The sequence below is a fragment of the Arthrobacter sp. DMZ02-1R genome (genome assembly GCF_057747935.1).
In genome coordinates this window covers 3150009-3174860 of sequence record NZ_CM173230.1, presented here as the reverse complement: position 1 = coordinate 3174860, position 24852 = coordinate 3150009, and the positions used below count along the sequence as shown (strand labels likewise).

Here is a 24852-nt window from a genome sequence, read left to right as displayed (position 1 = left end):
GCTACGGCCCGGACCATGGGCTGACGGGGTTGCCGATCCAGTAGGTGCCAGCGGGAACAGTTTCGCCGCGCATGACGAGCGACGCCGGTCCAACCGTTCCGCCCGCCCCGATGCTGGCGCGCGGCAGGATCACGCCGTGCGGGCCCATCGTGGCGCCGTCCCCGAGAACCACCGTATCGATGCTCATGATGCGGTCGTGGAAGAGATGTGTCTGGACCACGCAGCCGCGGTTGACTGTGGAACTTTCGCCGAGCGTGACAAGGTCGGCCTCGGGCAACCAATAGCTTTCGCACCAGGTGCCCCGGCCGATTTTCGCACCGAGTGCCCTGAGCCACCACACCAGCGCCGGCGTCCCGGATGCCGAACGCGCGAACCATGGAGCACTGACCATCTCGATAAAGGCGTCAACCACTTCGTTCCGCCAGATGAACGAGCTCCACAGGGGATGCTCGCCTTTCTTGATGCGGCCCACCAGAATCCATTTCGCGGCAACCGAACTTGCTGCGGCCACGGCACCTGCGGCGAGGACCACGATGCCGCCCAATAGGGCCGCCAGCCAGTAAGAGGACTCCGAAGCGATCCAGTCGAGGACCAGCATGATGCCGATGGCGATTGCCACTGTCAGGATGACCGGCATCAGGCGGCACAGTTCCCACAGGGCCCGTTTGGTCTTGAGTGCAAGAGGGGGATTGAAGGTGAGGCTCTGATCGGCATTGACGGCGGTCCGGCGTAGCCTGACCGGCGGGCTGCCCAGCCAGGAGGTGCCCGATTTTGCCTTGGCCGGCGTAGCCGACAGCACTGCGACCAGGGAATTCTTGGGCACGCTGCGGCCCGCGGCGGTCATGCCGGAATTGCCGAGGAACGAGCGTTTGCCGATTTTGGCGGGTCCAATCTTCATCCAGCCGCCGCCAAGCTCGTAGGAGGCCACCATGGTGTCGTCGGCGAGGAATGCACCTTCACCGATGGTCGTCATGCGCGGCAGCAGAAGCACCGTGGAGGCCTCCACATTCCGGCCTACTTTGGCGCCAAGCAGGCGCAGCCACACGGGGGTGAAGAGGCTGGCATAGATCGGGAATAACAGATCCCGTGCCATGTCCAGCACGCGTTCAGTGGCCCAGACCTGCCAGCCAACGCGGCTGCGAACGCGGTAGTACCCCTCGGCGAGACCGATGCCGAGCATCCGGGTGGTCGCCAGGATCAACAGGAGATTGCAGAGGAACCAGGCCAGTGCGGCCAAGGGGATGGCAAGCAAGAGCTCCGGGAAGGCATTCTGGAGGGAACTCCTGCCTTGGATGAAGCCCAGAACCACGCAGGCACCGGCGAACGCCGAGATATAGGGGATCAGGGCGAGCAGTGCGGAAGCCGCGGCGAACGCCGCGAACCAAAGCCTGCCGATCAGATGGTGTGACGACGGAGTCTCCGGCCATCCATTCTTGGCTTTGCCACGGCGTTCGGCGGGGGAGCCGGCAACGAGGTGTCCGGCCTTGACCTTGCCCAAGACTGCGGAGCCGGGTTCCACGCGCGCGCCGGCGCCGATGCTGGTTCCCGGCATGAGCGTGCTGCGGGAGCCCACGGTTGCGCCGGCACCTACATGGATGGCGCCGATGTGGACGTAGTCGCCGTCGATCCACCAGGCTGAGAGATCCACCTCGGGTTCGATGTTGCAACCGTTGCCCAGGGAAAGCAGTCCTGTGACCGGAGGCAGGGAATGCAAATGGACGTTGTTCCCGATCTTCGCCCCGAGCGCCCTGGCGTAGTACGGAACCCACGGCGCGCTGGCGAGGCTGATGGCGCCCGAGAGGTCCTGGATCTGTTCCGCAAGCCACAACTTCAAGTGAACTTTGCCCGAGCGCGGGTAGGTTCCGGGCTGGAGGCCACGGAGGAGGGTCCTCGAAGCCAGAATCGAAATGGCCATGCGTCCAGGCGGGCTGACGAACACCAGCCAGGACGCCAGGATCCACCACCATGACACCACAGGGGCGGCTGAGAAACCGGCGAAGTCGGCCAGCAAATGGTTGGCGGCCATCAGGTAGGTGAGCCAGCGCATGCCCACCAGGATGTTCAGGAAAATGCCCATCAGGGTCTGGAAGATCTGCGATTTCCGGGAGGTCGGGCGAACCGTGCGTTCGGCTGCCGGCCCTTGGATCCCGCCTTCCGGCAGTGACTGCCGCGCGGCATCGATCAGGGCACCCACTCGGGGGGTCGCATAGATCTCAGCCACCGTGATGGTGGGGTAACGCACCCGCAGGGCCGAGACGAGTTGGGCCGCGGCGAGGGAGCCGCCACCGTAGGCGAAGAAATCGGCGTCGAGCGATGTGACCCGGGAGCCTAGGACGCTTTCCCATTGCTCAGCCACCCATTGGGCATCCTCGGGAAGATTGAGTGGTGCCTTTTCCGCCTCGGCAGCTCCCGCGCCCGCCAGCGGCCAGGGCAGCGAATGCCTGTCCACTTTGCCGCTGGTCTTCGTCGGTAGGGAATCCACCACCGTCAGCAGCGGGATCAGCGCTGCGGGAAGGCTTTCGGTGAGCAACTCCCGGGAAGCTGCGAGGTCGATGTCCTCGGGTCCCGCGGGAGCCAGGTAGCCGACAAGTATCTGGTTCCCGGCCGCCGTCGTACGGACGGCAGCGGCCGCTCCTCCAACGCCGGGCAGGGCCTGAAGTGCGGCGTCGATCTCGCCGAGCTCGATCCGCCGGCCACCAAGTTTGACTTGTTCGTCCGCGCGGCCTTGGAAGATGAGACCGGCTTCTTCATAGCGGACGAGGTCGCCGGATCGGTACGCGCGTTCCCACCCCAGGGACGGCAGCGGCGCGTACTTCTCTGCGTCCTTCGCGGGATCGAGGTAGCGGGCCAGCCCTACGCCGCCAATGATCAGCTCACCCGTCTCGCCCTCCTCGACGGGAATCCCTGCGGCGTCGACGACGGCGAGGTCCCAACCGTCCAGCGGCAAACCTATGCGTACGGGACCGCTGCCACCGAGTGGAGCTGCGCAGGCCACGACGGTTGCTTCCGTAGGGCCGTAGGTGTTCCACACTTCGCGGCCGTCCACTGCGAGCCGTTCGGCGAGTTCGGGTGGGCACGCTTCGCCGCCGAAAATGAGCAGGCGCACGTTCTCGAGGGCTTCCGCGGGCCATAGCGCTGCGAGCGTGGGAACGGTGGACACCACCGTGATTCCATGGTTGATGAGCCACGGGCCAAGATCCATGCCGGAACGCACGAGGGCACGCGGAGCCGGGACCAGGCAGGCACCGTGCCGCCACGCCAGCCACATCTCTTCGCATGAAGCGTCAAACGCCACGGAAAGACCCGCGAGGACCCGGTCCTGCGGCCCGATGGGATCTTGCTGGAGGAAAAGCCGGGCTTCGGCGTCAACAAAGGCCGCGGATGAACGGTGCTGCACCGCCACGCCCTTGGGTGTGCCGGTGGAGCCTGAGGTGAAGATGACCCAGGAATCGTCATCCAGGCCCGGTGCACGCGGAGCCGGGTGTGGTGTTGGCCGCTCCCCGGAGACGTCGATCCTTCGGCTCTTTGTGACAACGGCAGACACTTTGGCTTCTCCGAAAACCAGCCGTGCCCGTTCCTCGGGATCGTCCGCGTCCACGGGCACATAGGCAGCCGCAATCGAGAGGATCGCCAGGATGGCAATGTAGAGATCATTCGTACCGGACGGGATCCGGACGCCGATCTTGTCCCCGGGGCCCAGTCCAGCCGCACTGAGCGTGGCGGCAAAACCGCGGACTTGCGCCATGAGTTCGGAGTAGCTTAGCGACCTGCGCCCGTCATCGAGGGCCGAGGCTTCCGGAAACGTTCGGGCCGTGTCATCGATGATTTCGATGAGCGTGCGCGTAGGCGGCGCGGCTCCTGCGCCCTGCAGCTGGGGGAGGTGCACAGCTTGGAGTTCCAGGCGGTCTGCCGGGATTTCGTGTTCCTGGGTCACGTTCGAAGCTTCTCGGATTGAGGTGAACAAAAAGTGTCAGCGGTCGCGTGGCCGTTGCTTTGGCTTAGCCCAATGTTAATTGAAAAGACACCGTTAATTGAAAAGACAGTGTTAATTGAAAAGACTGTGTGCCGTTCCTTTGATTATGGGACCAACAGTAGCTTGCCCGTGGTCTTGCGGGCTTCCAAGTCGCGGTGGGCCTGGGCCGCTTCGGCGAGAGGGTACGTCCCGCCTATCCGGACTTTGAGCTCGCCGCTGGCGGCTGCGCTGAAGACCTCGGCCGAGCGCCAACGCCGTTCCTGCGGGTTCTGGAGGAAGTGGCCAAGGGTCGGGCGTGTCAGGGACAACGATCCGCCCGCGTTCAGCCGTTGGGGGTCAAAGGGAGGCACCGGCCCGGAAGCTGCCCCGAACAGGACAAGCGAGCCGCGGATTCGCAGGCTCGCAAGGGAACCGTCAAAAGTATCCTTGCCGACGCCGTCGTACACCACGTTGACCCCTTCGCCGTCCGTGAGCTCGCGGACCTTGTCCGCAAATCCGGTGTAACGCAGGACCTCGTCTGCGCCGGCTTCCCGCGAAAGGACTTCCTTCTCGTCCGAGGAGACAGTGGTGATGACACGGGCGCCGCGGGCCTTGAGCAATTGCGTCAGGATGAGCCCCACGCCGCCGGCACCTGCATGGGTCAAGACGGTGTGGCCCGGTTCCACGCGGAAGGAAGAGTTGATCAGGTAGTGCGCGGTCATTCCCTGCAGCGGAAGAGCGGCCGCTGCGTGGTCGTCGACGCCGTCCGGCACCGGAAGCGCCTTGTCGGCATCTACGAGGGTGTACCCGGCGTAGCTGCGCGATCCTTCAGCCGTGGCCACCCTGTCTCCAACGGCGAAGTCCGCGACGTCCGAGCCGATGGCCTCAACAGTGCCTGCCGACTCAGAGCCGGGAGTGAACGGGTATTCAACTTTGTAGATGCCGCCACGCTGATAAGTGTCAATGAAGTTCACCCCGGCGGCTGCGACCTTGACGAGCAACTGACGTGGGCCCGGGGCCGGAACCTCTGCTTCGGTGAGTTCGAGGACTTCGGGTCCTCCGGCTTGCCGGGCGATGATCGCATGAGTCATGGGTCTCCTTCTCCGTCGAGGCACTTTCGCGCCCGCATTCACACAACCATCCTAGGGAGCGGAGTCCGGCGAGCGTCCACTCAGGGGCACAGGCCCGTGTTTCGCCGTAATGTGCCCCTGTGGTCCTCCGAGTGTCAGCCTCTGCCGTGCGCGGAAGCCACCGGGCAGTCAAAGCCGCGGCCTGCGGCGAGTCCCACCTCATTGAGGTAGCGCACGACGATTCCGTATGACTGCATCAGCGTGGTTTCGGTATAAGAAATGGAGTGCTCTTCGCAGTAGCTTCGAACGATCTCCGAGGCGCGGCGCAGGTGGGGGCGTGCCATGTCCGGGAACAGATGGTGTTCGGCCTGGTGGTTGAGTCCGCCCAGCAGGATGTTCATGAAGGGTCCTCCGGAGATGTTCCTGGCAGTCAGGATCTGGCGACGCAGGAAATCGACGCGGGAGTCGGTAGGCAGGACCGGCATGCCCTTGTGGTTGGGAGCGAAGGAAGCGCCCATGTAGAAGCCGTACACCATGATCTGGACGCCCAGGAAGGCGAAGGCCATGCCCATTGGGAGGAAGGTGAAGGCGAGGGCCGGGAGTGCGAGGAGCCGTGCCAGAAGGATGGGGGTCTCCACCCAGCGGTGCTTGATGGCGCCGGGCCGAAGGATGTACATCAGGGACTCCCACTGCAGGCTGATGCCCAGCAACATGAGGAGCGGGAAGAAGAACCAGCCTTGCCTGCGGGTGAGGAACGCGAAGCGTCCTTGCCTGCCGGCAGCGGCTTCAACGTGGAAAGCCAAGGCTCCGGTCTTGATGTCCGGGTCTTTGGAAATCACGTTGGGGTGGTTGTGGTGTGCGCCGTGCTTCTGCTCCCACCAGGAGTAACTGATGCCGGCAACCGAAGTGGCAAGGATGCGGGCGGACCAGTCATTGGCCCTGCGGGAGGCAAAAATCTGACAGTGACCGGCCTCATGGGCCAGGAAACTCAACTGGGTGCAGAGGATGCCCAGGGCTGCGGCGATGAGGAGTTGGTACCAGCTGGGGCCGATCAGCGCGAAGCCAAACCAGGTGCCGGTCAGCAAGAGGACCAGTGCCACAAAAATGCTGACATAGAAGCCAACGCGGCGCTTCAAAAGCCCTTCCGCGCGGACCGTCTTGAGGAGTTCGGAATAGCTGAGCACGACAGCATTTGGCTGGCGGACGCTCCTAGTGGGACGTTCCGTGGTGGAGGTCGGTGACATATGCAGTTTGCCCCGTAACAATAACGGGCAACGATGCAACCGACGATCGGCTGCACGGTCTAGATCACCCTCTATTCAGCATACGCCCCCAAACCAGCTGTGCCGGGACGATCCGGCATCGGAGGCCCCGGAAAAGGCGTGCATAAATATTGGCAACCATGAATATCTTTACTGTATAGTCCTTACCATGACTATTTCTGTTGCCGTCTCCGGTGCCAGCGGCTACGCCGGTGGTGAGGTGTTGCGCCTCTTGGCTGGCCATCCGGACGTCACTATCGGTGCCATCACCGCGCACAGCAATGCCGGTTCCAGACTAGGGGAGTTGCAGCCGCATCTCCATGGTTTGGCCACCCGGATTCTCGAAGATACCAGCGTGGAGAACCTCGCCGGCCACGATGTCGTGTTCCTGGCGCTTCCGCACGGAGCCTCCGCCGGGATCGCCGCGCAACTGCCGGAAGGCACGCTTGTGATCGACGCCGGCGCGGACCACCGGCTCGAAGACTCCCTGGCGTGGGAAAAGTTCTACGGTTCGGCCCATGCGGGCACCTGGCCGTATGGGCTGCCGGAACTCCCCGGCCAGCGTGAAGCCCTCAAAGGCGCCAAGCGCATTGCGGTACCCGGGTGCTACCCGACGTCGGCCCTTCTCGCCCTCACACCCGGCTTTGCCAACAAGCTTCTCCGGCCGGACGACGTCGTGATTGTGTCGGCCTCCGGCACCTCGGGTGCCGGCAAGGCGGCCAAGGTCAACCTCATCGGCTCCGAAGTCATGGGCTCCATGAGTCCCTACGGTGTGGGCGGCGGCCACCGCCACACGCCTGAGATCGAGCAGGGGCTTTCCAATGCCGCCGGTGAACAAGTCACCGTGTCCTTCACTCCCACCCTTGCGCCCATGAGCCGCGGCATCCTGAGCACGGCAACGGCCAAGGTCAAGGCAGGCGTCACCGCAGCCGAACTCCGCAGCACCTGGGCCGAAGCCTACGACGACGAACCGTTCGTCCACCTGCTTCCTGAAGGCCAGTGGCCAACCACCAAGTCGGTGCAGGGTTCCAATCATGCAGTCATACAGTTGGCTTTCGACGAACACTCCGGCCGCGTGATTGTCACGTGCGCCATCGACAATCTGACCAAGGGGACCGCCGGCGGCGCTGTGCAGTCCATGAATATCGCCCTCGGCCTGGACGAATCCGCAGGCCTCAACGTCCAAGGAGTTGCACCGTGACCATCACCGCCCCCCAGGGATTCCGGGCCGCCGGCGTCAAAGCAGGCATCAAGGCGTCGGGCAATCCTGACCTCGCCTTGGTTGTCAACGACGGCCCGCTCAAAGCGGCAGCAGCCGTTTTCACCTCCAACCGCGTGGCCGCGGCTCCCGTGCATTGGTCCCGCCAAGTGGTCTCCGACGGGCGAGTGGATGCGGTGGTGCTGAATTCCGGCGGGGCAAACGCCTGCACCGGGCCACAGGGATTCCAAAATACGCACGCAACCGCAGAAAAAGTGGCGGATGTCCTCGGGATCTCCGCCTCCGACGTCGTGGTCTGCTCCACCGGCCTCATCGGTGAGCAACTGCCCATGGACAAGATCATCCCGGGCATTGACGCAGCTTTTGCGGAGCTTTCCGACGACGGCGGCTTTGCCGCCGCTACGGCGATCATGACTACGGACAGCGTTGCCAAGGAGGCTGTCTTCACCGGCGCCGACGCCGAAGGCAAGACCTTCACTGTCGGGGGCATCGCGAAGGGTGCCGGCATGCTGGCGCCGGGCCTCGCGACAATGCTGGTGGTACTCACCACGGATGCCCAGGTCCCGGCGGAAGAGCTCGACGTCGTGCTCCGCGACGCCACGCGCGTCACCTTTGACCGGACGGACTCGGACGGCTGCATGTCCACCAACGACACCGTCGTCTTGCTGGCCTCCGGGGCCTCCGAGGCCATCCCATCGGCTGAACAGCTTGGTTCCGGCATCACTCAGGTGTGTGCCGAACTTGCCCGCAAGCTGATCGGCGACGCCGAAGGTGCCAGCCACGACATTGCCATCCGTACGTTCAACGCGGCGAGCGAACGTGACGCCGAAGTCGTCAGCCGTTCCGTGGCCCGCTCCAACCTTTTCAAGACCGCCATCTTCGGCAAGGACCCGAACTGGGGCCGGGTCCTGTCCTCGGTGGGCACCACGGACGCCGTCTTCGAACCGGACCAGCTCAACGTCTCCATGAACGGCATCCAGATCTGCCGTAACGGCGGCATCGGCGACGACCGCAACCTCGTGGATCTTGAGCCCCGCGAGGTACTTGTGGAAATCGACCTGCAGGCAGGCGACGCGGAGGCCACTATCTGGACCAACGACCTCACGCACGACTACGTGCACGAGAACAGCGCCTACTCGAGCTAGACGGGGATGACCATGACTGCGCACACCCGCGAAAACACGTCCATGAGTGATGCCCAGGACAAGGCGGCGACCCTGATTGAGGCGTTGCCCTGGATCCAGCGCTTCGCCGGCACCACCATGGTGATCAAGTACGGCGGAAACGCCATGGTCAACGAGGAACTCCGCCGTGCCTTCGCCGAGGACATCGTCTTCCTGCACCACGTGGGTATCCACCCCGTCGTGGTGCACGGTGGCGGCCCGCAAATCAATTCGATGCTCAGCAGGCTCGGCATTGAATCCGAATTCAAGGGCGGCCTGCGCGTCACCACTCCCGAGGCCATGGAGGTAGTCCGCATGGTGCTCACCGGACAAGTGGGACGCGAACTCGTTGGTCTTATCAACTCCCATGGACCCTATGCAGTCGGCATGTCCGGTGAAGACGGCGGTCTGTTGCGCGCCGTGCGCACCGGCACCGTGGTGGATGGCGAGGAAGTAGACCTCGGCTTGGTGGGCGAGGTTGTGGGCGTTGATCCCACGGGTATCGAGGACATCCTCGACGCCGGCCGCATCCCGGTGATTTCCACGGTTGCCCCCGAGATCATTGACGAAGGGGACGGCACAGGCTCCACCACTGGCCAGGTCCTCAACGTCAACGCGGACACGGCTGCAGCCGCAGTCGCCTCTGCGCTGGGCGCGTCAAAGCTCGTTATCCTGACCGACGTCGAGGGACTCTATGCCAACTGGCCGGACAAGTCCTCGCTCATCTCTTCGCTGACGGCCACGGAACTGCGGGAGATGTTGCCGCGGCTGGAGTCCGGCATGATCCCCAAAATGGCGGCCTGCCTGAAGGCCATTGATGAAGGAGTGGAACGGGCGCACATCGTGGATGGCCGCTTGCCGCACTCCATGCTCCTGGAAACCTTTACGACCGCGGGCATCGGAACCCAGGTTGTCCCCGACGAGGAAGTGAACTCATGAACGCCAACGAAGCAGAACTGGTCGAAACGCCTGCAGACGCTATAGCTGGGCACAGCACGGGATCGGACTGGCTGGCGCGCTACTCTTCTTCGCTTATGGGCGTCTTCGGCACCCCGCAGCGTGTTTTGGTCCGTGGTGCAGGGGCCCTTGTGTGGGACGCCGACGGCAAGGAATACCTCGACCTCCTGGGCGGCATTGCCGTCAACGCCCTTGGCCACGCCCACCCCTTCGTCACGTCGGTCATCTCCAGCCAGCTCGCCACGCTGGGGCACGTCTCCAACTTCTTCACGAGCCCCACGCAGATCGCGCTCGCTGAGAAGCTCCTGTCCATCACGAGCGCTCCTGCTGGTTCCAAGGTATTTTTCGCCAATTCCGGGACCGAAGCCAATGAGGCCGCGTTCAAGCTGGCTCGGCGAAACAGTGGAGCGCCGGCCGGTGCAAAATCAGCCAAGCGCACCAAGATCATCGCCCTCGAAGGCGCCTTCCACGGCCGCACGATGGGTGCCTTGGCCCTGACCGCCAAGGAAGCCTACCGGGCGCCCTTCGAACCCTTGCCTGGCGGCGTGGTCCACATCCCGTTCGGCGACATCGAAGCCCTCCGCGCCGCTGTCGACGAAACGACGGCGGCCGTGTTCCTCGAGCCTATCCAAGGCGAGGCGGGCGTCCGCCCGCTCAGCGTCGAATACCTTCGCGCGGCCCGCGAAGCCACCACCGCTGCTGGCGCGCTGCTGATCCTGGACGAGGTCCAGACCGGCATCGGGCGCACCGGCAAGTGGCTGGCCAGTGAAGACGCCGGAATCGTCCCCGACGCCGTGACCCTCGCAAAGGGCCTGGGCGGCGGCTTCCCGGTTGGTGCACTCATCACCTTCGGTGAGCGGACATCGTCGCTCCTGACAGCCGGCCAGCACGGCACCACGTTCGGCGGGAACCCGGTGGCCACGGCCGCCGCCCTCGCCACCTTGCATGCCATCGAAAGCCAGGGCGTACTGGAAAACGTGCTCACCGTCGGCGCCCGGCTGCGTGCCGGCCTGTCCGAGGTCGACGGCGTCACGGAAGTCCGCGGAGAAGGCCTCCTGATCGGTTTCGATCTCGACGCCGAGATCGCGCCCGCCATGGTGACCGCAGCGCTCGACGCCGGTTTCATCATCAACAGCCCCGGCCCGCGCACCATCCGGCTGGCTCCGCCACTCATCCTGACGACGGAACAAGCCGACCGTTTCCTCGAGGCGCTGCCGGGCATCATCCGGGCGGCAGCTGCCCAGACCGCTGCACCCCTGACCGCTGCACCCCTGACCGCTAAGGACGCACAGTGAATACCACCCGTCACTTCCTCAAGGACACGGACCTCACACCGGCCGAGCAAGCCGAGGTGCTAGAGCTCGCAGTCCGGATGAAGGCCGCACCGTACAGCGTCCAACCGTTCGCAGCGGACGGCAACGGACGCAAGACCGTCGCCGTCATCTTCGACAAGACCTCCACCCGAACCCGGGTCTCCTTTGCCACCGGCATCGCGGACATGGGCGGCAACGCGCTCATCATCAATCCGGGCGAGGCGCAGATCGGCCACAAGGAGTCCGTTGAGGACACCGCGAAGGTACTCGAACGCATGGTATCGACCATCGTCTGGCGCACCGGCGCGCACTCCGGCCTCGTGGCGATGGCCGAGAACTCCAAGGTTCCCGTCATCAACGCTCTCTGCGACGATTACCACCCGTGCCAGCTTCTGGCGGACCTCCTGGCGGTCAAGGAGCACAAGGGCGAACTTGCCGGACTCACCATGGCCTACCTCGGCGACGCCGCGAACAACATGGCCAACTCGTACCTCCTTGCGGGCGTCACGGCGGGGATGCACGTCCGGATCTCGGGGCCGGAAGGCTATCTGCCAGCCGCTGACATCGTTGCTGCAGCCGAGGAACGGGCCGCAGAGACCGGTGGTTCCGTGCTCATCACCACTGACGCCGCAGAAGCCCTTCGGGGGGCCGACGTCGTCGCCACAGACACGTGGGTGTCCATGGGGCAGGAAGCCGAAAAGGAAGCCCGGATGCAGCTCTTCCGCGAGTACTCCGTGGACGAGGCTGCCATGGAGCTAGCCGCACCGGACGCCGTCGTGCTTCATTGCCTGCCCGCCTACCGCGGCTACGAAATCTCTGCAGGCGTTATCGACGGGCCACAGTCCATCGTCTGGGACGAAGCCGAGAACCGCTTGCACGCCCAGAAGGCGCTCATGGCCTGGCTCATGCACAGATCGGGACTCGCATTCGTCGACGGGCTTTCCCCCGTTGAAGGCGCTGTTTCTCTTGGAAAAGGCGCTGCGGAGAACACGTTCTAGTGTCCACCCATCCGGCGTCGCATGGCGCCAGCCCCGCCACCAAGACTGCCCGGCAGGCGCGGATCACCGCGATCCTGACGGGTGAGTCCGTGCGCTCGCAGGCAGAGCTCGCGGCCCTTCTGGCGGACGGCGGCGTCCAGGTCACCCAGGCGACCCTCTCCAGGGACCTGGTGGAACTGGGGGCGGTGCGCGTGCGCGGCAAGGACGGCGCACTGGTCTACGCGGTGCCCGGCGAGGGTGGCGACCGCAACGCCAAGAGCGGTGTCACCCAGGAAATCCTGGACGCGCGTCTGTCGCGGCTTTGCGGGGAACTGCTGGTCACCGCGGAGGCTTCTGGCAATATCGTGGTGCTGCGGACGCCGCCAGGTGCCGCCAACTTCCTGGCCCTGGCCATCGACCACTCGGTGATGCCGTCTGTATTGGGTACGATCGCAGGCGACGACACCTTGCTTTTGGTTGCCAGGGATCCCGACGGCGGGGCCGAATTGGCAGCCCGGTTCCTCCAACTGGCCCAGGAAGCCGGACCGGGAAACTAACCCGGCCCAGTAACTGAACCATTCCGGCCTTCGGGTCGGTCCCAAGCATTTGACTCAAAAGAACCAAGCAACAATAAAGGAGCACTCTCGTGACTGAGCGCATTGTTCTGGCCTACTCCGGTGGCCTTGATACTTCCGTAGCCATCGGCTGGATCGGTGAAGCCACCGGTGCCGAGGTCATCGCCGTGGCGGTCGACGTCGGACAGGGCGGCGAGTCGCTGGAGACCATCCGCCAGCGTGCCCTCGGCTGCGGCGCCGTCGAGGCCTACGTGGCCGACGCCCGCGACGAGTTCGCGAACGAATACGCCATGCCCACGCTGAAGGCCAACGCCCTCTACCAGGGCCACTACCCGCTGGTCTCGGCCATCTCCCGCCCGGTGATCGTCAAGCACCTGGTCAAGGCCGCCCGTGAATTCGGTGCCACCACCGTGGCGCACGGCTGCACCGGCAAGGGCAACGACCAGGTCCGCTTCGAGGTGGGCATCCAGACCCTCGGCCCGGACCTGAAGTGCATCGCCCCCGTGCGCGACCTCGCCCTGACCCGCGACAAGGCCATTGCCTTCGCCGAGGAAAAGGGACTGCCGATCGAGACCACCAAGAAGAACCCGTACTCGATCGACCAGAACGTCTGGGGACGCGCCGTCGAGACCGGCTACCTCGAGGACATCTGGAACGCTCCCACCAAGGACATCTACGACTACACGGCCACCCCGGAGTTCCCGCCGGCACCGGACGAGGTCACCATCACCTTCGAAGCCGGCGTGCCCGTGGCTGTCGACGGCGTCAAGCGCACTCCGCTCCAGGTCATCCAGGAACTGAACCGCCGCGCCGGTGCCCAGGGCGTCGGCCGGATCGACGTGGTTGAGGATCGCCTTGTTGGCATCAAGTCCCGCGAAATCTACGAAGCTCCGGGGGCAATGGCCCTTATCACCGCGCACAAGCACCTCGAAGACGTCACCATCGAGCGCGAGCAGGCCCGCTTCAAGGCCACTGTAGGCCAGCGCTGGTCCGAGCTGGTCTACGACGGTCAGTGGTTCTCCCCGCTCAAGCGTTCCCTGGACGCCTTCATCGAGGACACCCAGCGCTACGTTTCCGGCGACATCCGCATGGTCCTGCACGGTGGCCAGGCCATCGTCAACGGCCGCCGCTCGGAAACCTCGCTCTATGACTTCGACCTCGCCACGTACGACACCGGCGATACCTTCGACCAGTCGCAGGCCAAGGGCTTCATCGAACTGTGGGGCATGTCCTCCAAGGTTGCCGCAGGCCGCGACCTGCGCGTGTCAGGCCAATGATGGAGCGTTCGGGGACAAATGAAGGCGCTCTGTGGGGTGGCCGGTTCGCCGGTGGCCCCGCAGATGCCCTTGCCGCACTGAGCAAGTCCACGCATTTTGACTGGCGGCTGGCCCGCTACGACATCGCCGGTTCCAAGGCGCATGCGCGCGTGCTGCACAAAGCGGGACTGCTGGACGACGGCGAACTCGAAGGCATGCTCGCAGCGCTGACCCTGCTGGATGACGACGTCGCGAGCGGCGCCTACCAGCCTGCCGAATCCGACGAGGACGTCCACGGTTCCCTGGAACGCGGACTCATCGAGCGGGCTGGAACCCACTTGGGCGGCAAGCTCCGGGCAGGGCGTTCGCGCAACGACCAAGTGGCCACGTTGGGCCGCATGTTCCTGCGCGACCACGCCCGCATCGTTGCCCGCGGCGTGCTCGCCACGATCGATGCCCTCGTGGAGCAGGCCAAGGCCCACCGGGGCGTTGCCATGCCTGGCCGGACCCACTTGCAGCACGCCCAGCCCGTCCTGCTGAGCCACCACCTGCTGGCCCACGCCTGGGCCCTGCTGCGCGATGTGCAGCGGTTCCAGGACTGGGACAAGAGGGCCGGCATCTCGCCTTACGGTTCCGGTGCCTTGGCGGGTTCCTCGCTGGGCCTGGATCCCGAGGCCGTCGCTGCGGACCTCGGCTTCTTCTCGGCGGTGCACAACTCGATCGACGGCACCGCCTCGCGCGATGTCTTCGCCGAGTTCGCGTGGATCTGCTCGATGATCGGCATCGATTTGTCGAGGGTCTCCGAGGAAGTCATTCTGTGGGCCACCAAGGAGTTCTCCTTCGTGACGCTGCATGATTCGTACTCCACGGGGTCTTCGATCATGCCGCAGAAGAAGAACCCGGACGTTGCCGAACTCGCCCGCGGCAAGGCAGGGCGCCTCATCGGCAACCTGGCCGGCCTGTTGGCGACGCTCAAGGGCCTGCCGCTCGCGTACAACCGCGATCTGCAGGAAGACAAGGAACCGGTCTTCGACGCCGCGGACACCTTGGAGGTGCTGCTCCCTGCAGTCTCCGGCATGATCGCGACGCTCACCTTCAACGCCGAGCGCATGGCATCCCTGGCACCGCAGGGCTTCGCGCTGGCCACTGACATCGCCGAGTGGCTTGTCCGCCAGGGCGTGCCGTTCCGGGAAGCCCACGAGCTCTCCGGTGCAGCGGTGAAGCTGGCCGAAGGACGCAGCGTTGAGCTCTGGGACTTGACCGACGAGGAGTACGCGAGCATTTCGGAGCACTTGACTCCCGAGGTCCGCTCCGTGCTTAGCACCGAAGGTTCGCTCAACAGCCGCAACTCGCAGGGCGGAACGGCACCGGCCGCCGTCGAACGCCAACTGACGGCGCTCGAGGCTGAACTCGACCGCGTGCGCGAGTACGCGGGCTAGCGTCCCGGACGCTCCCTCAGCTTTGGCATGATTTCCGCCAACGCTCCTTCAGCAAGTGCAGGAGCGTCGGTGATTTTCACGCCAAAGCTGAGGGGGCGTTGTCAGTTAATCCCTGTTAACAGCGCGCTTAACTCGTCGGATACTATGGCGCTATGACCGAGATCACTACCTCAGCGCTTCTTGCCGAGCTCCACAAAGCAGCCGGCACTGTCACCGAAGTCGTCTCCAAGTTCAACGACGCCGATGTCAAAGCTCCCTCCCAACTGCCCGGCTGGACCCGCGGCCACGTGCTGGCGCATATTGCCGGCATTTCCAACGCGATGGCCCGTCAACTGGAATACGCCGCCCGCGGCGAGACCATCGACATCTACGACGGCGGTTACGAGGGCCGTACGAAGGCCATTGAGCTCGCAGCCAGCCATAGCCTCACCGAACACCGTGCCGCTACGGAAGCCGCCCTCGCCCGGGCCCTGAGGGCCTTCGATGGACTTGTGGAGTCCGGCTGGAACACCCGGATCAGCTTCCGGAACGGAACTGTGCTCGACGGCGCTCTGGCGCTTTGGCGCGAACTGGTCATTCACGTCACGGATCTGGGAATGGGTCGCGGCCCGGAGACCTGGAGCCGGCAGTTCTGCGAGCATCTCTTCGATTTCCTCTCGGCCCGCGTACCGACGGACCAGAAATTCGTGCTTCAGCCTTTGGGCCTCCCGCAGCTCGTCATAGGCTCGGGGCGCCAGTCGGTCGCCATTAACGGCATGATCACGGATATCGCGGCGTGGCTCGCCGGCCGCACGCCTACCCTGGGGAGCCTGCGGGCTTCTGCCGACGCGGACGGTGTTGATTTGCCGGAGCTGCTGCCGTGGCCATCGAGCGTTCCGGCGGCGCATTAGTCCGCCTGCGTTTGCTCGCTGCTGCCCTCCAGAGGTGCATCGTGGCGTAGGAACGCCACGGGCTCACATTGCGGAAGTCGGCAGGCAGTTCCTCCGCGGCCGCGAGGTTCTTGAGTCCGTTTCGGACCGCGGCGTCGTTGGCCAGGAAAACGTCCGGATCGCCGATCACCCGCATCGCCACATAGCCGACCGTCCAGGGTCCGACGCCGGGCAGCGGCAACAGCTTGTCGGCCAGGGTTTGGGGGCCGTCGCCATAGTCGAAGTCGAGTTCCCCGTTGGCCATGGCCCCCGCCGCGGACAGCACCGAATCAATGCGGCGTTGCGGCCCTCTCAGCAATCTCGCGCCGGAGCGGGCGATTTCCTCCGCCGTGGGGAACAAACGATCCAGGCCAAGTGCATGTCCGGCGTGGCCTTCCGGCAGGCGGGTTCCGGCGTCGGACAGTTGGGTCAAAGCGGTGCGCGCGGCCGCCACCGTGATTTGCTGGCCGATCATCGCCCGGATGAGCAGTTCCTGGGGGGCCACGGCGCCCGGGACCCTGATCCCGGGGATCTCACGCACTGATGGGCTGAGCCGGGCATCCGTGGCCAGCGCCTCGTCCACGGCTACGGGATCGGCGTCGAGATCGAACAACCGTCTCACGCGGCTCAGGAGGACTGGAAGATCGTGGAGGTCCAAGGCGCTGACGGCGAGGGTCAGCGCACCGCCGCGCGCCCCGGCGTCGTACTCCACAGTGAACGCGGCATTTCCGCGGGGCAGGCGAATGGTTCGCGCGTAGCTGGTAGGACTGGCCAGCTCGATGCCGGGAACCGCTCGGGCGGCGAGGAAATCGAAAATCCCGGTGTCGAAAGGCTCCCGGAACGGGAGGTTGAGAGTCAGCGAAGTAGCCCCCGCCTGCCTGCCCTCATGGCCAAGAGGCTTCGCGGTGGCCCGCAGCGCTGTCGGGGTCAGGGCAAAGACTTCATTGATGGTGTCGTTGAATTGGCGGACGCTGTTGAATCCGGCGGCGAACGCCACGTCCGCGAGCTTCATCGAGGTGGACACCAGGAGCGTCCTGGCCGTCTGCGCCCGGCTGGCCCGCGCCAGGGACAGTGGACCGGCACCGAGCTCATGGCTGAGGATCCTGCTGAGCTGACGGGAAGAGTAGCCCAGCCTGGTGGCGAGTCCTTCGACGCCCATCCGGGAGATCGCGCCATCGTTGATGAGCCGCATTGCCCGGCCGGCGACGTCCGAGCGTAGGTTCCACGCGGGCGTCCCCGGAACTGCCTCCGGGAGGCATCGCTTGCACGCCCTGTACCCGGCCTCGTGTGCCGCTGCCGAGGTTTCGTAGAACGTCACGTTCTCGGCCTTCGGCGTACGGGCCGGGCATGACGGCCGGCAGTAAATGCCCGTCGAGCGGACGGCGGTGAAGAACTGGCCGTCGAACCGGGGATCCCGCGCATCGATGGCACGGTAGCGTTGCCAAAAGTCCATTGCTCCATCCTCGCAGTCTCCGCACGCTGTTCCTAGCGGAAATCGGACATTGCCGGCGGCGGATCCAGTTGGCGGATTCTTGCTAGGGTCTGGGCATGACAACGCAGGGTGCAGCTCCGGAAGCCATCAGGGCCATCCTTTCCGGAGATCCGCGGGATGTAGCGCCTTTGCTCCTTGGCGCTGTGCTGAGCCACCGGACTCCTGAGGGCACGGTGTCCGTCCGGATCAGCGAGGTCGAGGCCTATCTGGGTCCGCGGGACTCGGCCCAACCCGATCCTGGATCCCACACCTTTGGCGGCCCCACCGCCCGGAATGCGCCCATGTTTGGTCCGGCCGGCCATCTCTACGTTTACTTCTCGTATGGCATGCATTATTGCGCCAACATTGTCTGCGGTCCCGACGGCGTTGCGTCCGCGCTGCTGTTGCGGGCAGGCGAGGTGGTGGCCGGGCAAGCCCTGGCACAGTCCCGCCGTCCGGCGTCGAGATCCCTGACCGACCTCGCCAGCGGGCCCGCCCGGCTAGCCTCCGCTTTGGGGTTGACCGCGGCGGATAGCGGCCGCGATGCCTTGGCTGAGCCGTTCGGCCTCGAACTTCCGGCTACCCCGGCAGCGCGATCAGCAGTCGCCAGCGGTCTCCGGGTGGGAGTATCAGGCGACGGCGGTTCCGCTGACTACCCGTGGCGGTTTTGGCTCTCCGGGGACCCCACAGTGTCCCGCTACAAGCCGGGCCGAAGCCGCGCCGTCTAGCTCCGGAGGTATCCCTCAAGCGGCGTGTTCGGTCCGGGTTGGCTCGGCGACATACGCACAGTGGTTGTCTGGCAGTTCGAAGGGCGCCAGGCGACCAAGCAAAGACTCACGCACCTGGGGCCATTCCGCCTGCAGGATCGAGAACACGGCCGTGTCGCAGCGGCTGCCGTCTGGAGCGAAGCGGTGCCCGCGCAGAGTGCCCTCGTAGCTGGCGCCGAGCCGCTGAATGGCTGAAGCGCTGCGCGTATTGCGCGCGTCGCAGCGGAACCCGACCCGGTGGACGTCCAGAACTTCGAAAGAGTAGGCCAGAAGCAGCTGTTTCGCCGCAGGATTGACGTGGCTGCCCCAAAAGGGGCGCCCGTAAAAGGTCCCGCCGATCTCCAGGCGCTGCTGTCGGGGACTGTAATCGCACAGGGAGGTGGTCCCAAGCAGAGCTCCTGTCCGCTGCTCGACGACGGCGAACGGAATGGTTGCGGGGTCTTCGAGCCGGGCCGAGAAGAGTTCGGCCAGTTCCGCGGCGCTCAAAGGCTGTTCGGCGGCCATCCCGGACCACATCCCGGAGTCCACGAAGTCAAACAGTGGGCCGGCGTGGGCGGGGGAGAGCGGGACCAAGCTGATGCCGTGTCGGGTCAGGGCAACGTCGTGCTGCATTGCAGCATTTAAGCACTACCGGGTACGGACAGAAAAGCTCTGCAGGTTAGCTCTGAGTGAACATTGCGTGACGTACCGGCGTGGAGACCGTTTCACACACGTCAAGCAAAACCGCTGTAGAATGGACGGTCCGTCTTTTTCGATAGGGGAACGTTTCGATGCACGACGCTGATTTGCTCCACGAACGGGAGTACGTGGCCGGTCTTTACTCGCGCCTGGATGAGTTGCGGGAGGAAAAGCGCCAGCAGCTTGCACAAGTCCGGCGCGCTGGAGCGGTGGGCACCATGCAGAACGTTTCCGAACGCGACGCCTTCGCGGCACTGTACGAGGACCGCCTCGCCCAGCTCGACGCCGTCGACGACCGTCTTGTGTTCGGGCGCCTTGACCTGGACACCGGAGAGGCGCAGTACATTGGCCGCATCGGCCTCTCCACGGCGGATCTCCAGCGGCTTATGGTCGACTGGCGCGCCCCGGAAGCCGGCCATTTCTACCAGGCGACCGCCTTCGACCGGCAAGGCGTCCGCCGTCGTCGTCACCTGATACTGCAAGGCCGCGAGGTCAAGGCAATCGAAGACGATGTCCTGGATGCCAGCATGCTGGCTGACAACGCGTCCCTCCAGGGCGAGGGCGCGCTGCTTGCGGCCCTGAATTCCAAGCGCACCGGCCGCATGTCGGACATTGTGGGCACCATCCAGTCCGAGCAGGACCGCATTATCCGTTCGTCCATCTCCGGTGCCTTGGTTGTCCAGGGCGGTCCCGGTACTGGCAAGACGGCCGTCGCGCTCCACCGCGCCGCCTACCTGCTGTACACCCACCGTGACCGCCTGAAGTCCGCGGGCGTGCTGCTCGTTGGCCCGTCGTCGTCGTTCATGCACTACATCGAGCGGGTCCTGCCTTCCCTCGGCGAGACCGGCGTCGTCATGGCCAGCCTTGGACGCCTCATGCCCGGGATCCATGCCGTGCCGGAACAGGATCCCGATGTCGCAGCACTCAAGGGCAAGCTGGACATGGCGGGTGTCATCGCCAATGCCGTGGCCAACCGGCAGAGGACTCCCGCAGAGGACCGCATCCTCGAGGTAGATTCCCGCAAGCTCACGCTGTCTGTCCGGCAGGTACGCCGTGCCCGCGACAGGGCGCGCGCCACAGGCAAGCCCCACAACGAAGCACGCGTCACGTTTGTGAAGATCCTGCTGCGCGAGCTCACGGAGCAGCTAACGGAGATCGTCGAAGAGTCGAACATCGGCAACAACGCCGACCGTTCCTACCTCGCCGAAGACGTCCGCTCGGCACGCGACGTCAGGATCGTCTTGAACCTGTGCTGGATGCCCATGACACCCGAGAAACTTGTGTCCGAGCTCTTCAGCAAGCCCGCCATCCTGGAAGCCTGCACACCGCACCTCACACCGGCGCAGCGTGCGTTGCTGCTGCGGCCTGCGGATGCCCCGTGGACGGAAGCCGATGTTCCGTTGCTCGACGAGGCCGCTGAGCTTCTGGGCGAGCTGGATCCTGCCGCCGGCAGGGGACTGGCGCAGCAAGAGCACGACCGCGCCCGCGACATCGCCAACGCCAAGCAGACCCTGGTCAACATGGAGGCGATGGGTGTCGACGTACTGATGACGGCCGAGGAACTCGCCGATCAGAACCAGGAGCGCGAGACGCGACTGACGGCGGCAGAACGTGCCACGACCGATCGTTCGTGGGCGTTCGGACACATCGTTGTGGACGAAGCCCAGGAGCTCTCGCCCATGCAGTGGCGGCTCTTGGTCCGCCGCTGCCCGTTGAAGTCCTTCACGATCGTCGGCGACATCGCCCAGACGAGTTCCTCGGCTGGGGCGAATTCCTGGCAGAGTGCCCTCGCGCCGTCGTTCGGGGACCGCTGGCAACTCGAAGAACTCACCGTCAACTACCGCACCCCCTCGCAGATCGCCGAAGCGGCGGTCCGCATGGCGAACCGTGCAGGCCTGGTTGTTTCGGCTCCCAAGGCCGTCCGCGAAGGCAAATGGTCGCCCATCGTGGACCGCGTGGACAAAGCGGAAATGGTGGACCGCCTCGTCGAAATCCTTCCTGAGGAACTGGAAGCGATCGACGGCGGCCTCCTCGCCGTGATTGCCGACGGCGCCCTCCTGCCGCGCGCTGCAGCCGCCCTCCGTGGCGTCTACGGCCACCGCGTGGGCACCGGAGCGGGGAGTTACTCCCAGGACATCGTGGTCATCAGCCCGAAGGAAGCCAAGGGCCTCGAGTTCGACGGCGTGGTGGTTCTGGAACCCGCTGCCATGCTCAATCACGAGCACGGCAAGGTGGGCGATCTCTACGTCGCAATGACCCGTCCGACGCAGCGACTCCGGCTCATTACTGCCGCGCCACTGCCTGCGGGTATCGAGCGCTGAGGGAAACAAGCAAGCTGAATGGCAATCCTGCTAACTTAGAACTCGTGTCACACGTAAACAACCTCGAGTCCCAGCACAACGACCCGGGCTTTGCCAATATCTGGCAAGAGCTCAAATGGCGCGGCCTGATCCACGTTTCCACTGATGAAACGGAATTGGAAAAGCTGCTCGCCGGGGACCCGATCACGTATTACTGTGGCTTCGACCCCACGGCACCGTCCCTGCACCTCGGCAACTTGGTCCAGCTTTTGCTCATGCGTCGCCTCCAGCTGGCCGGTCACAAGCCGCTCGGCCTCGTGGGCGGCTCCACCGGACTGATCGGTGACCCGCGCCCGACGGCGGAACGCACCTTGAACACCAAGGACACGGTTTCGGAATGGGTTGGCTACCTTCAGGCCCAAGTCCGCCGCTTCCTCAGCTTCGAGGGCGACAACGCCGCACGCATGGTGAACAACCTTGACTGGACGGCGCCCCTGAGTGCCATCGATTTCCTGCGTGAAATCGGGAAGCATTTCCGCGTGGGCACCATGCTTCGCAAGGATGCCGTTGCCTCCCGTCTCAGTTCCGACGAAGGCATCAGCTACACCGAGTTCAGCTACCAGATCCTGCAGGGCATGGACTACCTCCAACTCAACCGCGATTACGGCTGCGTGCTGCAAACCGGCGGCTCGGACCAGTGGGGCAACCTGACGAGCGGCACGGAGCTGATCCGTAAGGTTGACGGCAAGGTTGTCCACGCCCTGGGCACGCCTCTCATCACCAACTCGGACGGCACCAAGTTCGGTAAGAGCGAGGGCAACGCGATTTGGTTGGACGCCCACATGTGCAGCCCGTATGCCTTCTACCAGTTCTGGCTCAACACCGCAGACGCCGACGTCGTTGATCGCCTTAAGGTCTTCACTTTCCTTAGCCGCGCCGAAATTGAGGAACTTGGGGCCGCTGTTGCCGAGCGCCCGTTCGCTCGCGAGGGCCAGCGCAGGCTCGCCTACGAAGTCACGTCGCTGGTGCACGGAGTCGAGGCAACGGAGAAGGTGATCGCTGCTTCCGCCGCGCTGTTCGGCAATGGCGATCTCTCGGCTCTGGATGAAGTCACCTTGGCGTCCGCCACGGCCGAGCTGCCGTCAGCCTCGATCGGCGCGGATGGCCTGGGTATCGTTGACCTCTTGGTCGCTTCAGGACTGTCCGAGAGCAAGTCCGCTGCTCGTCGTACGGTGGGGGAGGGCGGCGCCTACGTGAACAACAGCAAGGTGACGGACCCCGACGCCGTCATCGACCAGACGGAACTGCTTCACGGCCGGTACCTGTTGTTGCGCCGTGGGAAGAAGAATCTGGCAACAGTCGAAGTGACCGTGTGACGGTTCCTTGACTCCACAGCGGGGCTGGTTGGTTCCGCTCTGTGCTGCGGCGCACGCGCGCCGACGCCGACTATTGCACGCTCCTCCGAGGCCGACTTGCGCGGCTCCGGGGGAGCGTGTATCGTTTTCTGAGTTGCTGCCGCTGATGCGGACAAATTGCGACAAAATCCCATTGAATTGTGAATGATCCGGTTTGGACGAAAGTCTGGAAATCGGAAAATTTATCGACCCTTTGGGGATATTCGACTCACTTTTGGATGAATTTCGGGAGAAATCCTGGATTTGCAAAGTGAAAATGAATGAAATAGAGTAGAAATATCGCAGCGAGGAAATGCGGAACATCGAATTCAATTGAATTTGTTCCGAGAAGTATTCGGATTGTGTCTGTTGTTTGAGAACTCAATAGTGTGCCAAGTTTGTTGATACCGATTTTTTATTAAATTGGTTGTTTTGGCTGGTCCTGTGTCACCTCCGTGGTGCGGGGCTGGTTTTTTCAGCTGGTTTCAAATTTTGTGCAGTTCCCGTGTCCGTTATTTCCGGTGCGGGGGTTGTGTCTGTTTTTGTTTTACTTCAACGGAGAGTTTGATCCTGGCTCAGGATGAACGCTGGCGGCGTGCTTAACACATGCAAGTCGAACGATGATCCGGTGCTTGCACCGGGGATTAGTGGCGAACGGGTGAGTAACACGTGAGTAACCTGCCCTTGACTCTGGGATAAGCCTGGGAAACTGGGTCTAATACCGGATATGACCGCCCGCCGCATGGTGTGGTGGTGGAAAGCTTTTGCGGTTTTGGATGGACTCGCGGCCTATCAGCTTGTTGGTGGGGTAATGGCCTACCAAGGCGACGACGGGTAGCCGGCCTGAGAGGGTGACCGGCCACACTGGGACTGAGACACGGCCCAGACTCCTACGGGAGGCAGCAGTGGGGAATATTGCACAATGGGCGAAAGCCTGATGCAGCGACGCCGCGTGAGGGATGACGGCCTTCGGGTTGTAAACCTCTTTCAGTAGGGAAGAAGCTTTCGGGTGACGGTACCTGCAGAAGAAGCGCCGGCTAACTACGTGCCAGCAGCCGCGGTAATACGTAGGGCGCAAGCGTTATCCGGAATTATTGGGCGTAAAGAGCTCGTAGGCGGTTTGTCGCGTCTGCTGTGAAAGACCGGGGCTCAACTCCGGTTCTGCAGTGGGTACGGGCAGACTAGAGTGATGTAGGGGAGACTGGAATTCCTGGTGTAGCGGTGAAATGCGCAGATATCAGGAGGAACACCGATGGCGAAGGCAGGTCTCTGGGCATTAACTGACGCTGAGGAGCGAAAGCATGGGGAGCGAACAGGATTAGATACCCTGGTAGTCCATGCCGTAAACGTTGGGCACTAGGTGTGGGGGACATTCCACGTTTTCCGCGCCGTAGCTAACGCATTAAGTGCCCCGCCTGGGGAGTACGGCCGCAAGGCTAAAACTCAAAGGAATTGACGGGGGCCCGCACAAGCGGCGGAGCATGCGGATTAATTCGATGCAACGCGAAGAACCTTACCAAGGCTTGACATGAACCGGTAACGCCTGGAAACAGGTGCCCCGCTTGCGGTCGGTTTACAGGTGGTGCATGGTTGTCGTCAGCTCGTGTCGTGAGATGTTGGGTTAAGTCCCGCAACGAGCGCAACCCTCGTTCCATGTTGCCAGCACGTAGTGGTGGGGACTCATGGGAGACTGCCGGGGTCAACTCGGAGGAAGGTGGGGACGACGTCAAATCATCATGCCCCTTATGTCTTGGGCTTCACGCATGCTACAATGGCCGGTACAAAGGGTTGCGATACTGTGAGGTGGAGCTAATCCCAAAAAGCCGGTCTCAGTTCGGATTGGGGTCTGCAACTCGACCCCATGAAGTCGGAGTCGCTAGTAATCGCAGATCAGCAACGCTGCGGTGAATACGTTCCCGGGCCTTGTACACACCGCCCGTCAAGTCACGAAAGTTGGTAACACCCGAAGCCGGTGGCCTAACCCTTGTGGGGGGAGCCGTCGAAGGTGGGACCGGCGATTGGGACTAAGTCGTAACAAGGTAGCCGTACCGGAAGGTGCGGCTGGATCACCTCCTTTCTAAGGAGCACCATTTCCGCTTCCTGTCCTGCCGCATGGTTGGTTGGGGGGTGGGTGGAAGCAAAGCCCATTGC

17 protein-coding genes and 1 rRNA gene are annotated in these 24852 nt (G+C 64.0%); 13 read left to right on the top strand and 5 right to left on the bottom strand.

What is annotated here, in order from left to right; genetic code table 11:
• Position 1 precedes the first annotated feature (1 nt).
• The 3 genes from AC3ANQ_RS15205 to AC3ANQ_RS15195 form a co-directional block, all read right to left on the bottom strand.
• The gene (locus tag AC3ANQ_RS15205; protein WP_488301809.1) at positions 2 to 3934 is read right to left on the bottom strand and encodes a Pls/PosA family non-ribosomal peptide synthetase; all 3933 of its coding nucleotides are present in this window, start codon (positions 3932 to 3934) and stop codon (positions 2 to 4) included.
• A gap of 143 nt (positions 3935 to 4077) precedes the next feature.
• Positions 4078 to 5043 carry a quinone oxidoreductase family protein gene (locus tag AC3ANQ_RS15200; protein WP_488301808.1) on the bottom strand — a complete coding sequence of 322 codons (966 nt, stop codon included), beginning with the start codon at positions 5041 to 5043 and terminating at the stop codon, positions 4078 to 4080.
• A 134-nt stretch (positions 5044 to 5177) separates the two neighbouring features.
• The gene (locus tag AC3ANQ_RS15195; RefSeq protein WP_488301807.1) at positions 5178 to 6266 is read right to left on the bottom strand and encodes a fatty acid desaturase family protein; all 1089 of its coding nucleotides are present in this window, start codon (positions 6264 to 6266) and stop codon (positions 5178 to 5180) included.
• Between the two features lie 187 nt (positions 6267 to 6453).
• On the opposite strand from AC3ANQ_RS15195, the gene argC reads away from it, so the two are divergent.
• The 9 genes from argC (at position 6454) to AC3ANQ_RS15150 (ending at position 16073) form a co-directional block, all read left to right on the top strand.
• Positions 6454 to 7485, top strand: coding sequence for an N-acetyl-gamma-glutamyl-phosphate reductase (argC, locus tag AC3ANQ_RS15190; RefSeq protein WP_488301806.1), 1032 nt, complete (start codon positions 6454 to 6456; stop codon positions 7483 to 7485).
• Positions 7482 to 8648, top strand: a complete 1167-nt coding sequence (gene argJ, locus AC3ANQ_RS15185; RefSeq protein WP_488301805.1) for a bifunctional glutamate N-acetyltransferase/amino-acid acetyltransferase ArgJ — start codon at positions 7482 to 7484, stop codon at positions 8646 to 8648. The genes argC and argJ overlap by 4 nt, the downstream gene beginning before the upstream one ends.
• A 12-nt stretch (positions 8649 to 8660) precedes the next feature.
• Positions 8661 to 9605, top strand: coding sequence for an acetylglutamate kinase (argB, locus tag AC3ANQ_RS15180; protein WP_488301804.1), 945 nt, complete (start codon positions 8661 to 8663; stop codon positions 9603 to 9605).
• Complete coding sequence (locus tag AC3ANQ_RS15175; protein ID WP_488301803.1) at positions 9602 to 10918, top strand: acetylornithine transaminase; 1317 nt, start codon at positions 9602 to 9604, stop codon at positions 10916 to 10918. Before argB ends, AC3ANQ_RS15175 begins: the two co-directional genes overlap by 4 nt.
• A complete protein-coding gene (gene argF / locus AC3ANQ_RS15170; protein WP_488301802.1) occupies positions 10915 to 11934 on the top strand; it encodes an ornithine carbamoyltransferase in 1020 nt (339 codons plus the stop codon). Before AC3ANQ_RS15175 ends, argF begins: the two co-directional genes overlap by 4 nt.
• The gene (locus AC3ANQ_RS15165) at positions 11934 to 12470 is read left to right on the top strand and encodes an arginine repressor (protein ID WP_488301801.1); all 537 of its coding nucleotides are present in this window, start codon (positions 11934 to 11936) and stop codon (positions 12468 to 12470) included. Before argF ends, AC3ANQ_RS15165 begins: the two co-directional genes overlap by 1 nt.
• Before the next feature lie 89 nt (positions 12471 to 12559).
• Complete coding sequence (locus AC3ANQ_RS15160) at positions 12560 to 13765, top strand: argininosuccinate synthase (RefSeq protein WP_265978315.1); 1206 nt, start codon at positions 12560 to 12562, stop codon at positions 13763 to 13765.
• Positions 13762 to 15183, top strand: coding sequence for an argininosuccinate lyase (argH, locus tag AC3ANQ_RS15155; protein WP_488301800.1), 1422 nt, complete (start codon positions 13762 to 13764; stop codon positions 15181 to 15183). Before AC3ANQ_RS15160 ends, argH begins: the two co-directional genes overlap by 4 nt.
• Positions 15184 to 15335: 152 nt before the next feature.
• Positions 15336 to 16073 carry a maleylpyruvate isomerase family mycothiol-dependent enzyme gene (locus AC3ANQ_RS15150; protein ID WP_488301799.1) on the top strand — a complete coding sequence of 246 codons (738 nt, stop codon included), beginning with the start codon at positions 15336 to 15338 and terminating at the stop codon, positions 16071 to 16073.
• Here AC3ANQ_RS15150 and AC3ANQ_RS15145 read toward each other — a convergent pair.
• Positions 15979 to 17544 (bottom strand): AlkA N-terminal domain-containing protein, encoded by a 1566-nt coding sequence (locus AC3ANQ_RS15145; RefSeq protein WP_488301798.1) that lies wholly within the window; start codon positions 17542 to 17544, stop codon positions 15979 to 15981. The genes AC3ANQ_RS15150 and AC3ANQ_RS15145 overlap by 95 nt on opposite strands.
• Positions 17545 to 17639: 95 nt before the next feature.
• Here AC3ANQ_RS15145 and AC3ANQ_RS15140 point away from each other — a divergent pair, with 95 nt between their 5' ends.
• Positions 17640 to 18290 (top strand): DNA-3-methyladenine glycosylase, encoded by a 651-nt coding sequence (locus AC3ANQ_RS15140; protein WP_488301797.1) that lies wholly within the window; start codon positions 17640 to 17642, stop codon positions 18288 to 18290.
• Between the two features lie 15 nt (positions 18291 to 18305).
• On the opposite strand, the gene AC3ANQ_RS15135 is transcribed toward AC3ANQ_RS15140, so the two are convergent.
• The gene (locus AC3ANQ_RS15135; protein WP_488301796.1) at positions 18306 to 18941 is read right to left on the bottom strand and encodes a GNAT family N-acetyltransferase; all 636 of its coding nucleotides are present in this window, start codon (positions 18939 to 18941) and stop codon (positions 18306 to 18308) included.
• 158 nt (positions 18942 to 19099) lie between these two features.
• Here AC3ANQ_RS15135 and AC3ANQ_RS15130 point away from each other — a divergent pair, with 158 nt between their 5' ends.
• From AC3ANQ_RS15130 to AC3ANQ_RS15120, 3 genes are all read left to right on the top strand, one after another.
• The gene (locus AC3ANQ_RS15130; protein WP_488301795.1) at positions 19100 to 21328 is read left to right on the top strand and encodes a HelD family protein; all 2229 of its coding nucleotides are present in this window, start codon (positions 19100 to 19102) and stop codon (positions 21326 to 21328) included.
• Positions 21329 to 21372: 44 nt separating this feature from the next.
• A complete protein-coding gene (gene tyrS / locus AC3ANQ_RS15125) occupies positions 21373 to 22683 on the top strand; it encodes a tyrosine--tRNA ligase (protein WP_488301794.1) in 1311 nt (436 codons plus the stop codon).
• A gap of 570 nt (positions 22684 to 23253) precedes the next feature.
• A 16S ribosomal RNA gene (locus AC3ANQ_RS15120) occupies positions 23254 to 24778 on the top strand.
• The last annotated feature ends 74 nt before the right edge of the window (positions 24779 to 24852 follow it).